Source organism: Candidatus Cloacimonadota bacterium (genome assembly GCA_011372345.1).
GTDB lineage: Bacteria > Cloacimonadota > Cloacimonadia > Cloacimonadales > TCS61 > DRTC01.
Map to the genome: position 1 here is coordinate 1 of DRTC01000042.1, position 13,224 is coordinate 13,224.

General features: G+C 37.9%; 12 protein-coding genes. 1 reads left to right on the plus strand and 11 read right to left on the minus strand.

The window, feature by feature from the left end:
• Positions 1-60 precede the first annotated feature (60 nt).
• The 11 genes from ENL20_00705 to ENL20_00755 form a co-directional block, all read right to left on the minus strand.
• Complete coding sequence (locus ENL20_00705) at positions 61-540, minus strand: nucleoside deaminase (GenBank protein HHE37080.1); 480 nt, start codon at positions 538-540, stop codon at positions 61-63.
• Between the two features lie 45 nt (positions 541-585).
• On the minus strand, positions 586-1,908 hold the full coding sequence (locus tag ENL20_00710) for a UDP-glucose/GDP-mannose dehydrogenase family protein (GenBank protein HHE37081.1): 1,323 nt from the start codon (positions 1,906-1,908) through the stop codon (positions 586-588).
• A gap of 59 nt (positions 1,909-1,967) precedes the next feature.
• On the minus strand, positions 1,968-2,900 hold the full coding sequence (gene hflC / locus ENL20_00715) for a protease modulator HflC (protein HHE37082.1): 933 nt from the start codon (positions 2,898-2,900) through the stop codon (positions 1,968-1,970).
• Between the two features lies 1 nt (position 2,901).
• Positions 2,902-3,879 (minus strand): FtsH protease activity modulator HflK, encoded by a 978-nt coding sequence (hflK, locus tag ENL20_00720; GenBank protein HHE37083.1) that lies wholly within the window; start codon positions 3,877-3,879, stop codon positions 2,902-2,904.
• Between the two features lie 196 nt (positions 3,880-4,075).
• Complete coding sequence (locus ENL20_00725) at positions 4,076-5,029, minus strand: NAD-dependent epimerase/dehydratase family protein (GenBank protein HHE37084.1); 954 nt, start codon at positions 5,027-5,029, stop codon at positions 4,076-4,078.
• A gap of 5 nt (positions 5,030-5,034) precedes the next feature.
• Positions 5,035-5,586 carry a hypothetical protein gene (locus ENL20_00730; protein ID HHE37085.1) on the minus strand — a complete coding sequence of 184 codons (552 nt, stop codon included), beginning with the start codon at positions 5,584-5,586 and terminating at the stop codon, positions 5,035-5,037.
• A gap of 9 nt (positions 5,587-5,595) precedes the next feature.
• Positions 5,596-6,894, minus strand: a complete 1,299-nt coding sequence (locus tag ENL20_00735) for a nucleotide sugar dehydrogenase (GenBank protein HHE37086.1) — start codon at positions 6,892-6,894, stop codon at positions 5,596-5,598.
• 98 nt (positions 6,895-6,992) lie between these two features.
• Entirely contained in the window at positions 6,993-7,730 is a 738-nt protein-coding gene (locus ENL20_00740) for a hypothetical protein (protein HHE37087.1), read from the minus strand.
• A gap of 32 nt (positions 7,731-7,762) precedes the next feature.
• A complete protein-coding gene (locus tag ENL20_00745; GenBank protein ID HHE37088.1) occupies positions 7,763-9,172 on the minus strand; it encodes an adenosylhomocysteinase in 1,410 nt (469 codons plus the stop codon).
• A gap of 125 nt (positions 9,173-9,297) precedes the next feature.
• Positions 9,298-11,517, minus strand: coding sequence for a polyribonucleotide nucleotidyltransferase (pnp, locus tag ENL20_00750; GenBank protein ID HHE37089.1), 2,220 nt, complete (start codon positions 11,515-11,517; stop codon positions 9,298-9,300).
• Between the two features lie 351 nt (positions 11,518-11,868).
• Complete coding sequence (locus ENL20_00755) at positions 11,869-12,138, minus strand: 30S ribosomal protein S15 (protein ID HHE37090.1); 270 nt, start codon at positions 12,136-12,138, stop codon at positions 11,869-11,871.
• 301 nt (positions 12,139-12,439) lie between these two features.
• On the opposite strand from ENL20_00755, the gene ENL20_00760 reads away from it, so the two are divergent.
• A partial coding sequence (locus ENL20_00760) for a hypothetical protein (GenBank protein HHE37091.1) occupies positions 12,440-13,224 on the plus strand: 785 nt, incomplete at its 3' end.

Genomic DNA, 13,224 nt, shown 5'->3' on the forward strand with positions numbered 1-13,224 from the left:
CGAGACCGTCCCGTTCAACCGCTCCGGCAACTCTCCGATTTTAAATATGAAAAAAATTATTTATCCGCTATTTAGAATCCTCTGCTCTCTTTTTTTCTGAAAAAAAGTTGAAATCAAGTTTGAACATTCTTTTTCCCTGATACCTGAAACAACTTCCGGGCGATGATTGAAATTCTTATCAAGAAGAACGTTATAAACAGAACCTACTGCTCCGGCTTTGGGATCAAAACAACCAAAAACAACTTTTCCGATCCTTGACCAGATGATCATCCCGGCACACATCAGACACGGCTCAACCGTTACATATAAAGAAAAATCGTAAAGGAATTTTTCTTGGGAAGATATTATTTTTTCAATTACCTGCTTTTCTGCATGAGCCAGAACATTATTCAATTGGTTTGTGCGATTATGATCATTTGCTATAAGTTTATTATCTTTAACTAAAACTGCTCCGATCGGTACTTCGTCTTCTTCAAATGCTTTATTTGCTTCTGATAGAGCGAGATCCATCCAATATTCATCTGTAAATTTTGTAGTCATTGGCTAATCTGAATTTCACAAATCTTGGAAATTTGCGAAGTTTTCTTATGTTCTCCCGATCGCGTAATAAGAAAAACCGGCAACTTTTAATTCTGTTGGATTATACTGGTTTCTGCCGTCAAAAATTACTGATTCTTTTAAAAACTTTTTAATCTTGGAAAAATCCGGATACCTGAACTGATGCCATTCCGTGAGTAAAAGAAGAGCATTTGCATCTTTCAATGCTTCGTAATTTCCTTCAAAATATTTGATTTGAGAGTTTTCTCCAAAAACTTTTTTTGCTTCATTCATCGCCACCGGATCATAAGCCTGGATTTTCGCTCCTGCTTTGATCAAACCATTAATAATTATAATCGAAGGTGCTTCCCTCATATCATCGGTTTGCGGTTTAAAGGATAATCCCCAGATTGCGAAAGTTTTTCCGGATAGGTCATTTCCAAAATGTTTTAACACTTTTTTCAGAAGGACAGTTTTCTGATCGTCATTTACAGCTTCGACTGCCTGTAAAACACGAAGGTCTTTATTTTCTTTCTTCCCGATTTCTATCAAAGCTTTCACATCTTTTGGGAAACAGCTCCCACCATAACCAATTCCCGGATAAATGAATTTATAACCAATCCTCGAATCAGAACCGATCCCGTGACGAACTTCGCTGACATCTGCTCCTAACAATTCACAAAGATTAGCAATATCGTTTATAAAGGATATTTTTGTGGCAAGCATGGCATTGGCTGCATATTTTGTCATTTCAGCTGACCTGACAGACATTAATATTAACTTTTCATGAGTTCTACTGAAAGGAGAATACAATTCCTTCATGATTTTCGCAACTTTTTCATTTTCAACTCCAACAATCACGCGTTCAGGTTTCATAAAATCTTCGATGGCTGCTCCTTCTTTCAGGAATTCAGGATTGGAAACTACATCGAATTTGAAGTCAACTCCTCTCTCATCCAAAACTTTTTGTATTTCATCCTTTACTTTGTCAGCTGTACCGATCGGAACTGTCGATTTATTGATGATGATCTTATATTCCTGCATACAGGATGCAATATCTTTCGCAACCTTGAGAACATGAGTCAGATCCGCTGAACCGTCTTCATCAGGTGGAGTTCCAACTGCGATCATGCAAATAAAAGATTTATCTACTGCTTCTTTGATATTGGTCGTAAAACTCAATCTTCCTTCTTGGAAATTCCTTCTGACTAATTGTTCTAAACCCGGTTCCCAGATCGGAATTTGACCTTGTTTGAGCATTTCGATCTTGTTCTTGTCTTTGTCGATGCAGATGACATCGTTTCCCATATCTGCGAAACATGTTCCGGTTACTAAACCAACATAACCAGTGCCAATGACTGTTATTTTCATTTTGATCCTCTAAACTAAACTTGCCATCCGGCAATTGCCGGATGGCAAGTTTTGATCTATTATTTCGCCTTCTTCATAAACTTATAATAATCACTATCAGTAGTCATGATGAGTGTATTTTTCTTATCGATAGTCTTCTCATAAGTTTCCAGGGTTTTCAAAAATTCATAAAATTCAGGATCTTTATTATATGCTTTTGCATAAATATTGATCGCATCAGCATCGGCTTTTCCGATAATTTCCTGTGCTGTTTTATACGCTTCTGATTGTATCTGATCGAGTTCTCTCTGCATTTTTCCAAGAATTTCAGCAGCATTTCCCTGACCCGCAGAACGATATTTTTCCGCAATTTTCTTCCGCTCGGAAACCATTCTTTCATAAACTTTCAACCGCACTTCATCTACATAATTTATTCTCTTCACTTTCACATCGATCAATTTTATACCATACTCGGCAACTTTGGGATTTGCTAAAGCAAAAATCGAATCTGCGATTGCACCTCTTCCAAAATTAATCGGTTCTTCAACAATTTCTTCCAGCGAACTTTCTTCATATTCTGCTGTAAATTCCAATTTCCGGTTAGTGTTCCTGACAATTTCAATGAGTGGATTGGAACTGACAATATCGCGGGTTGTTCCACTGATAATATCATCCAGGCGACTATGAGCAGACATTTCGGTTCTCGTTGTTTCATAGAATTTTAACGGATCTACGATCTGCCAGCGTGAGAAAGTATCCAACCAGATATACCTTTTATCGGAAGTTGGAATTTGTTTGGGATCCCCGTCCCATTCCAAAATCCGTTTTTCAAAATAGTGAACTTTTTGGATAAACGGCACTTTTATATGTAATCCGGCATTTGTAATCGCATCTCCGACAGGATCTCCAAACTGGGTGATAATAACCTGCTGTCTTTCGTCGAGAACATAAAATGCATTGAAGATAACGATAACAGCGATAACTATAATTATAAGCATTCCTTTATGTTTCATTTTATTTTCCTCCCTTATCAAGATTCAGGAGCGGTAAAATTCCTTTTAGTTTATCGTCCACAATATAAATTTTCTCGACTTGCGGTAGAATTTTCTGCATCGTTTCGAGGTAAAGTCGTTTTTTGGTAACGGTTTTTGCTTTTCTATACTGGTTAAATATTTGATTAAATCTTTCCGCATCTCCGGTTGCTCGATTTACACGATTTATAGCATAACCTTCGGCTTCTTCGATCGTTCGCTTGGCCTTACCTCTCGCTTCGGGAATGATCTGGTTGTATCTCTGCCAGGCTTCGTTCACAATCCGTTCCTTCTCCTGTTTTGCCGAATTCACATCGTTGAAAGCAGGTTTAACTCTTTCCGGCGGATTCACATTCTGGAGATTTACCGTAACAATTTCAATTCCAATTTTATAATCATTAAGTTTATCCTGGAGTAGTTGTTGAACCTGATCGGCAATTTCTTTACGACTTAAAACAATCACTTCATCTACACTTCTATCACCAACAACCTGTCGCACAACAGATTCCGCAACATCCCGGATCGTCTCTCCGATATTCCTGATCCTGAACAAATATTTGACCGGGTCTTTAATTCGATATTGGACTATCCATTCCACATCGGCAATATTCAAATCTCCGGTCAACATCACGGATTCCGTTGAATAATCGCGGGTCGAATATTTCGTCTGAATACCGGATTTCAAAGTCCTGAACCCGAATTCCTCTTTTTTCACTTTCCTGACCGGAACTTTAGTCAGAACATCAACTCCGAACGGAATCTTGAAATGTAATCCCGGCTCGGTCGTATGGATGTATTTTCCAAATCGTTGGATAACTCCGACTTCTTCCGGGTTGATCGTGTATAATCCTGTGGCAAAGATGATGATTGCAGCAAGAATTACAACAAAATAGATCACTTTCTTTTTTGAGATATTCGGCATTTTCGGAACTTTTGCTTTAATCTCTTCAAATCCTTCCATATTTTCCTCCTTTTTTTGAAAACTTGAGTTAAGTTCGCTTTAGCCGACTTGACTTAAGTTTTCTAATCCATTGATATACTGCTAAATTTCCGAATCTTTCTTCAATTTCTCCCTTTTTCCCAAATCAACTGATTCAACAAATTCAACCGGTTCAACCATTGCAAAAGTCTCGTTCCTCAACCATTCGCAAGGTTTCTTAAACATCTAATTCCCATCGGGACGATGGGGCTACAAAAAACTCGATCGTTTCTTTAATCCCTTTTTGTAAAGAATATTTCGCTTCCCAGCCTAATTTTTTCTTTGCTTTTTCGACATTCAAACAACTTTTTTTCAAATCTCCCGGACGGGCATCCATTCTGATTGGATCGAGATCATAATTCATCTGTCCGGAAATTTCCCGGAAAAGTTCACCAGTCGTAGTTTCCCTATTTGTTCCAATATTAAAGGCTTCCAAATCACCTTTTGTTAAAGCAAGAAAATTCGCTTCCACCACATCTTTAACGAATACATAATCCCTGATCATTCCATCCGGTTTATCTTTATATGCATTCAAAAGTGACTGTTTACCGTCCCGTATATTCGTGATGAAGATCGAGACAACTCCGGCTTCTCCGTGCGGAATCTGGCGCGGACCGAACACATTCGCATATCTCAACACCGTATAGTTCAAACCAAATTGATGATGGAAATATTGTAAATACTTTTCTGAAATAAATTTATGGATCGCATAAGGTGAGAGTGGTTGCGGTTCGTATTTTTCAGTTGTCGGATATTCTAATGCTTCGCCATAAATCGCTCCTCCGGAAGAGATTAAAATCACTTTTTTGGTTTGGAATCTGACGCAATTCTGCAGAATGTTCAGGAATCCGAGAGCATTTACATCAGCGTCCAATAAAGGTTCTCGAACTGAAACCGGAACACTGATTTGAGCAGCATGATGATCCACGATATCCGGTTTTTCCTGCTTGAAGATTTCTTCCAAATTTTCGGAACGAATATCGATCTCATAAAATTTTGCTTGCGGATTGATATTCTCTTTTTTCCCGGTTGAGAGATTATCGACTATAACAACTTCATGACCGGATTCGATAAATTTATCGACCACATTTGATCCGATAAATCCGGCTCCGCCTGTAACTAATATTTTCATAAATTCTACTTTCTTATTATTTCTACTTGGTTGGGATCGACGGTTACGGAAACTGCCTGTTTTAGAATATTCACCTTCAGGATAACTTCATTCAATTTGCTTTTATCGGAAACAACTCCTTCCATACCGACGAGAGAACCGGCAATAATTCTCACCTTTATTCCTTTTTCTAAATATTCGTGCTTTCTCAGATCGTATCTTTGAGTTCTGCTGATATAAATTTGTTGAAGATCTTTGAGAAGCGATTTTTCATCCTGAACTCTCAGGAAATTGACGATATGACCGGAAATGATCAGTTTCTGTTTTTGCTGCGGAGAATGTTTGATGAAAATATATCCGGGAAAAAGCGGTTTGGTAAATTTCACTTCCCGATTTCCATACTTTCTGATACTATCTTTCAAGGGTAGAAAGTAATTGATCTTATTCCGTTTGGAATATTCCGCCAGTTTCTTTTCCCGCTTCGGTTTTGTGTAAATGACTTCCCATTTCTGATCATTTTCTGCGGGAATCAATTCTCCGAAAAGTTCATCTACTTCGATCGGTTTGTTAGTTGCCATCTAATTTTTTTACAATCTTACGATCTTATCCGATTTGATATTCTTGCAGGCAAATCTCGTATCGAGAATAAGTTTTGCCCGGTTCACAATGTCTTTATAATCATAGATCGTGTGGTTTGTGGCAATAATCAGAGCATCATAATTCTCGATATTATTCAAACTTACAGATTTATATTCCTTCCCATTCAATTCATTATGAAAGACAGGAATATGCGGATCGTTATAATCAAAGTTCGTCTCGTGTTTTTCCAGTTCGACCATTAATTGCTGAACAGGAGATTCACGAAAATCCTCAATGTCTTTCTTATATGCTGCTCCCAAAATCAGGATATTTGCCCTGGAAAGTGCAATTCCTTTTTTATTCAGAAGTTTGGAAAGTTTATTCACCACAAATTCCGGCATGTGATTATTGATCTCTCCGGCAAGTTCGATCAATCTCGTGTGGTAACCATATTCACGAGCCTTCCAGGTTAGATAGAAAGGATCGAGAGGAATGCAATGACCACCGATGCCTGGGCCTGGATAAAATGCCATAAATCCGTAAGGTTTGGTTTTGGCTGCTTCGATAACTTCCCACACATCGAGTTCCATGCGATTACAGAGAATTGTCATTTCATTTGCCAGTGCTATATTAATATTTCGAAAGGTGTTCTCATAAATCTTTTCCATTTCCGCAACTGCCGGAGATGAAACAAGATGGATCGAAGCATCGAGAATCGCTTCATAAAAAACTTTAGAAATTTTATTACAATTTTCAGTTACTCCACCTACAACTTTTGGTGTGTTCCTGGTTTTGTAATCTTTGTTTCCCGGATCGACTCTTTCGGGTGAGAAGGCAATATAAAAATCTTTCCCGATCGTGAATCCTTTTTCTTCGAAAGCAGGAACCAAAATTTCTTTTGTAGTCCCCGGATATGTCGTGCTTTCCAGGATTACGAGCGTATCTTCCGAAACATTTTCTGCAAGAGACTTTACGGAAGCACGCACATAACTGGAATCAGGCTGCTGGTACTTGTCGAGAGGAGTAGGAACTGCTATCATGATGATATCCGTATCTTTTGCTTCCGCATAATCAAAGGTTGCTCGTAATTTCCCTTCCCGAACAAATTGTTTTAATTCGTCATCATCGACATCACCAATATAATTTTCACCTGCATTTACATGCGTAACAGCATATTCACTGACATCGATCCCAATTACTTTAAATCCTTTTCGTGCGACTGCAACTGCCATTGGAAGTCCGACATAACCGAGTCCGACAACTCCAATAACTGCTTCTTTGTTTTTGATCTTTTCGGTTAGTTTCATATAAAATTTCTCCAATTTATTATTTTCTAATTTAATGCTTTTAATATGTCATTTTCTTGAATTTCTCTACAGATTGAGAAGATATTTTCTAATTTTTCCTAATATAATTCTGATCGTAAAGAATATATTTCTTGTTCGGAATTATATAATTTTTCTACTTTATCATACGACCAAAAAAGAGTTTGTTTTGATATAGGTTTAAAAGTAGGTTGATCCATAATATTCTTAAATTCATTTTCTCGTTCTTTTGGTGAAACAATCGTCATCTTTGTTTTAAAATCCATTAATTCCATAAATTTTGAGAGAGCATTTTTCATATCAGTTGTATTCTCAACTTCAAATACATTGATCGGAAATCCTCTTTCATTAAACCAGATAACATCGATCATTTTAATTCTTTTTACGATTCTTTTATAAGTAAATGTAGGAAAATCTTGGAATGTTGTGAAATCATTCAAAGTATTATCAAAATATTTCTTTGATTTATCTGGAGTATAAGTGTCAAATTTATAAATTTTTCCCAATTGTAGTAACAATGCTTGAATTGAAATATGGTTGGATTTTTCTTTTTCCAAAGTGGTTTGAAATTCCGGATTATACTCTTTTGGTAATGTATTAATTTTCTCTTTTAAAGTATAAACACCAGGAACAATTTTTACAATTCTTTCATCTCTTTGAACTCGTTCATTTATAGTTTTATAAGGTGTTTTTCCGATTATTCTATTATATTTCGAATATATTGCCGGAACTTCTTGATGTAATATTTTCAGGGATACAATATAATTATGTCTTTTTAGAATTTCGATGATTGCATCAGACCAGGTATATTTTTTCATAATTATTTTCTAACAAAACAAGTTTTGTTCTACTAATACCGATAATGTTCCGGTTTATACGGACCTTCGATAGGAATTCCAATATATTCGGATTGCTCTTTCGTCATTTTTGTAAGTTTAACTCCCAGTTTTTTCAGGTGCAGACGAGCAACTTCTTCATCGAGTTTTTTATCGAGCCGGTAAACATCGAGTTTGTGATCTTTCTGCCATAATTCCATTTGAGCCAGAATCTGGTTGGAAAAAGAATTGCTCATCACAAACGAAGGATGTCCGGTTGCATTTCCGAGATTTACGAGTCTTCCTTCGGAAAGCAAAATTATGGAATGTCCATCCGGAAAGAAGATCTGATCAACTTGTGGTTTGATATTAACTTTTCTGATTCCAGGAAGTGCAAATAATTTATTGACCTGAATTTCATTATCAAAATGTCCGATATTACAGACGATGGCTTGATCCTTCATTTTTTCCATATGTTCTGTTTTAATGACATCAAGATTTCCGGTAGCAGTAACGAAAATATCTCCTTCATCGAGAGCGTCTTCAAGTGTTTTAACTTCAAATCCTTCCATTGCTGCCTGCAGAGCACAGATCGGATCGATCTCGGTGATGATGACTCTGGCTCCGAAACCGTTCATAGATTGAGCACAACCTTTGCCGACATCTCCGTAACCGCAAATAACTACAACTTTCCCGGCAACCATCACATCTGTCCCGCGTTTGATACCATCTGCGAGAGATTCACGACAACCGTAGAGATTATCGAATTTTGATTTTGTCACTGAATCATTCACATTGATCGCGGGAAAAAGCAGTTCATCATTCTCTAACATCTGATAAAGACGATGAACTCCGGTTGTTGTTTCTTCGGAAACTCCTCTGATATTTTGGGAAATTTTGTGCCATTTGTCCGGATATTTTTCAAAATCATCTATAATCGTTTTCTGAAGAGTTGCGAATTCTTTGTTGTCAGTGGTAATTTTTGGAAATTTCCCGTTTTTCCGGTATTCTTCTTCCAATCGATAACCTTCGTGAACCATCAAAGTCGCATCTCCGCCATCATCGACGATCAAATCGGGACCTTCATTCTCTCCAAAAGTTAGAGCCTTTTTCGTACATTCCCAATAATCTTCGAGAACCTCGCCTTTCCAAGCAAAAACAGGAGTTCCGGCTTTGGCGATCGCTGCTGCTGCATGGTCTTGAGTTGAAAAGATATTACAACTTGCCCAGCGAACCTTTGCACCGAGTTCTTTCAAGGTTTCAATCAAAATTGCCGTCTGGATCGTCATGTGCAGACTGCCGGTTATTTTTGCTCCATTTAAAGGTTTGAATTTTCCGTATTTTTCACGAATTGCCATCAAACCGGGCATTTCCTTTTCAGCAATTAAAATTTCTTTCCTGCCGTAATCAGCAAGATTAATGTCTTTTATTGTATAATCGTTCATTTTTCCTCATTTAAAAAAGACCTTACGGATGGTCGAGAAACGAGACCTCCGTAATGGTCGGTAATCCAATGACAACCATTGCGAAGGTCTTCGACCATTCGCAAGGTTTCTAATATTCAATTCCCTTAATATCTTCTTCGAGGACGATCACTTCGATAATGATCAGGTTTGCGATGACCATCACGACGATCACTTTTTTGATAAGAATCGCGACTGCTGGTCGAACCTTCTTTAGGTTTCGGATTTCCCTCGACTTCTTTCATCGATAATTTGACCTTTCCTCTATCTAAACCAACATACTTAACTCTGACTTTATCTCCAAGTTTGAGCATATCTTCAACGCGATTGATCCTCGCTGAATGAAGTTGCGAAATATGAACCAAGCCTTCCTTAGTATCGCTCATAAATTTAACGAATGCTCCGAATGGTTCGATCCTGGTTACTATTCCATCATAAACTTTGTACATTTCCGGGTCATTAACAATATTAGAGATAAAATTTCTAGCTTTATCTATGGAAACTTTGTCCGGTGACGCGATCGAAATTCTGCCGTCATCGTCGATATTGATATCGACTCCGGTTTCTTCAATAATGTGTTTGATCATTTTCCCGCCGGGACCGATAATCATTCCAATCTTATCTTGAGCAACATTCAGCGTCTCGATACGCGGAGCAGATGCGGCAAGTTCTTTTCTGCATTCGGGAATCGTTTCTGTGATCTTATCCAAAATAAATAATCTGGCGGTTTTTGCTTTTTCCAATGCAATTGCCATTATTTCCTTGGTGATCCCTTCGATCTTGATATCCATCTGCATGGCAGTGATTCCGTCTTTTGTTCCGGTAACTTTAAAATCCATATCACCGAGATGATCTTCCAAACCCATAATATCTGTCAAAACTACGAAATCATTACCTTCCATGATCAAACCGTTAGCAATTCCGGCAACCGGTTTTTTTAATGGAACACCCGCAGCCATCATAGATAGAGTTCCGCTGCAGACAGTTGCCATCGATGATGAACCATTTGATTCCAGTATTTCGGAAACAACTCGAATTGTATAGGGAAATTCATCTTTTGATGGCATCATCGGTTTCAAAGCTCTTTCTGCCAAAGCTCCATGGCCGAGTTCTCTTCTTCCCGGACCTCGCATAAATCCGGCTTCTCCAACGCTGAATGGTGGAAAATTGTAATGCAAAAAATAACTTTTTTTGTATTCTTCTCCGAGAGCATCAATCACTTGTTCATCTCTTTCTGTTCCTAAAGTGATCACACCAAGAGATTGAGTTTCTCCTCTGGTGAAAAGTGCAGAACCGTGAACTTGCGGTAAAACATCGATTTCGCAAGTGATTTCACGAATATCATCCATTCCTCGACCGTCCACACGATGATTATCCTTCAGGATCGCATTCCTGACGAATTTCTTGATCAAGTCTTCATAGGCATTTTTGTAGTATCTTTCATTTGCAGTAAAAGTTTCTTCATCATCTTCTGCTTTATATTTTTCCAGCATTTCAGTTTTTGTATTCTCGAATGCTTCGTATCTTTCCAATTTCCCATGAATTTTAGCAGATCCTTCAACAGCTTTACCAAAATCATTTTCTACTCTTTTTTGAATATCATCTGGAACAAGATCGAGGACAATTTCCATTTTTTCTTTGCCGGCTTCTGCGATAAATTCTTTCTGGAAGCCGATAATTCCCTTGATCGTTTCATGCCCGATGTAGATCGCATCCATCATCTGTTCTTCCGTAACTTCCGAAGCACCTGCTTCGATCATGACGATCGAGCTTTCGGTTCCGGCAACATCCAATTCGAGATTCGATTTCTCAATTTTATCCAGTTCAGGATTAACAACGATTTCCTCATCAATAATGCCAACCGTTACTCCAGCGATCGGACCGTTAAAAGGAATATCGGAAATGGATAAAGCTGCAGAAGCTCCCAAAATCCCGAGATTTCCGGGATGATTGATCCCATCAAATGATAAAACTGTGATTACAACATGAACTGCATTTCTGAATCCCTCCGGAAAAAGTGGTCGGATCGCTCTATCTATCAGTCTTGCTGATAAAGTTGCATCAGTGGAAGGCTTTGCTTCCCTTTTGAAAAATCCACCGGGAATTTTACCCGACGCATACATCTTCTCGATAAAATCAACTGTCAAAGGAAAGAAATCTGTTCCTTCTTTAGGTTCTTTGGAAGCAGTTGCAGCCACCAGAATACTTGTTCCACCATAAGTTATAAAAACAGAACCATTTGCCTGTTTTGCCATTCTGCCGGTCTCAAAAGTTAGTTGTTTACCGGCAATTTCCATAGTTTTTTTGACAATGTTAAAATTGTGCATTTTTTCTCCTTTTTTTAGCAGGGAACAAAAGCAATAGGCAAAAACCGGATTTTTTCTGATTTTGGCTTATTGCTTAATATCCCTGTTTTTGTTATAAATTTGTTTTGAACCGTGAATGAACGCTTTTGAAAACTTGAGTTAAGCTCGCTTTAGCTCTGACTTGACTTAAGTTTTCAGACCTTGAAAAGAACTTACGGATAGTTGCGAAACCTCCGTAATGGTCGGAAAGTAAAGACAACCATTGCAAAGGTTCAGCAAGAAGAATTCCTCTGTTTGTAACCATTCGCAAGGTTTTCTTCATAAACAAACTTTGCGAAAGCTGTTCTAAACCTCCGCAAAGCAAACATCAATCTATCTTCTCAATCCAAGTGCTTTGATTATTTTACGATAACGATCGATATCTTTATTCATCAGATAATCGAGCAATCGTTTTCTCTGACCGATCAGTTTGAATAATCCTCTTCTCGTATGAAAATCCTTTTTATGAACTTTCAAATGCTCCGTAATATCTTTGATCCTCTGTGTAAGTAAAGCAACCTGAACTTCAGGTGAACCGGTATCAGAATCATGGAGTTTAAATTCTGCCATGATCGCCTCTTTGGCCTGTGTACTTAATGCCATGCATTTCCTCCTTTATTTTTTAGCAACTAATCCGTCTCCGTTAAAACTCCAACGGGACAAGCAAAACGAACAAAACTAATTAAAAATTAATTCCATTCTGTTCTGATTTCATCAGCTTTTTTATGATGATGCAACAGAAAAAATAGCGGTTTGTTTGTAAAGAATTTTTATCCGTTTATAAAACAAGGCAATAAATAATTTAATATTTTCTAATTTCTTATATTTTTATCCATTGGGCAACTTTTCTATTGACATTATAAACAGGGAACAACTATTTTACAACTTGAAAACAGGAGGTCTTATGAACAGAGTTTATTTTATTCTAATCATTCTTTTGTTTATTCATACAATTTCAGAAACCTGTACGATCGGAGTTGCATCCGGTTCCGTTACCACAGACGGACGACCCTTGATCTGGAAAAACCGTGATGTTTATACAAGTGTTTATGTTCATTATTGTGATACTCTATCTAATAAATTTATCGGTGTTGGTAATGAAAACAATGAATACATCTGGATGGGAGTCAATGAACATGGATTTGCGATCTTAAATTCTTTAGCAGATTTCCCGGATCAGGGGAACGGCAGGATGGGAAACGGCGATACTATGAAGCATGCTCTGGCAAATTTCTCAACTGTCGGAGAATTCGAAGCATTTCTTGATTCCACTAATATCACAGGAAGGGAAACTCACGCCAACATGGCAGTTATCGACAGCACCGGAGCAGCAAAAATGTACGAAGTTTCCGAAGACAATTACTGGATCTTCGATACTGCTGATGCGGAAAACAGTTTTGTTGTTCGGGCAGTTTTTGCCTTAAACGGCGGAGGAACAACTTCCCCGAATTATGAAGCAAGCAAAGCTATCATTGGAGACCTGGTAGAAAATAATAACCTCAATGTCGGCAGTATTCTTCATTATAATATCAGGGAATTCAGCGATCACAGCACAGGAGAACATATACCTGTTCCTTATGAGAACAGGTGGGATGCGACGCTTCCTTTCGGATATATCCAGGCACAGGGAATATGCAACAATGGAAATGGATCCGCAGTTATTATCCAGGGAACTCTTCCTGATGAACC

What these genes read in the sequence shown, in the direction of transcription:
- ENL20_00705 (HHE37080.1), bottom strand. Translation starts at nt 540, where the DNA reads ATGACTACAAAATTTACAGATGAATATTGGATGGATCTCGCTCTATCA.
- ENL20_00710 (HHE37081.1), bottom strand. Translation starts at nt 1,908, where the DNA reads ATGAAAATAACAGTCATTGGCACTGGTTATGTTGGTTTAGTAACCGGA.
- ENL20_00730 (HHE37085.1), bottom strand. Translation starts at nt 5,586, where the DNA reads ATGGCAACTAACAAACCGATCGAAGTAGATGAACTTTTCGGAGAATTG.
- ENL20_00755 (HHE37090.1), bottom strand. Translation starts at nt 12,138, where the DNA reads ATGGCATTAAGTACACAGGCCAAAGAGGCGATCATGGCAGAATTTAAA.
- hflK (HHE37083.1), bottom strand. Translation starts at nt 3,879, where the DNA reads ATGGAAGGATTTGAAGAGATTAAAGCAAAAGTTCCGAAAATGCCGAAT.
- pnp (HHE37089.1), bottom strand. Translation starts at nt 11,517, where the DNA reads ATGCACAATTTTAACATTGTCAAAAAAACTATGGAAATTGCCGGTAAA.
- ENL20_00740 (HHE37087.1), bottom strand. Translation starts at nt 7,730, where the DNA reads ATGAAAAAATATACCTGGTCTGATGCAATCATCGAAATTCTAAAAAGA.
- ENL20_00735 (HHE37086.1), bottom strand. Translation starts at nt 6,894, where the DNA reads ATGAAACTAACCGAAAAGATCAAAAACAAAGAAGCAGTTATTGGAGTT.
- hflC (HHE37082.1), bottom strand. Translation starts at nt 2,900, where the DNA reads ATGAAACATAAAGGAATGCTTATAATTATAGTTATCGCTGTTATCGTT.
- ENL20_00745 (HHE37088.1), bottom strand. Translation starts at nt 9,172, where the DNA reads ATGAACGATTATACAATAAAAGACATTAATCTTGCTGATTACGGCAGG.
- ENL20_00725 (HHE37084.1), bottom strand. Translation starts at nt 5,029, where the DNA reads ATGAAAATATTAGTTACAGGCGGAGCCGGATTTATCGGATCAAATGTG.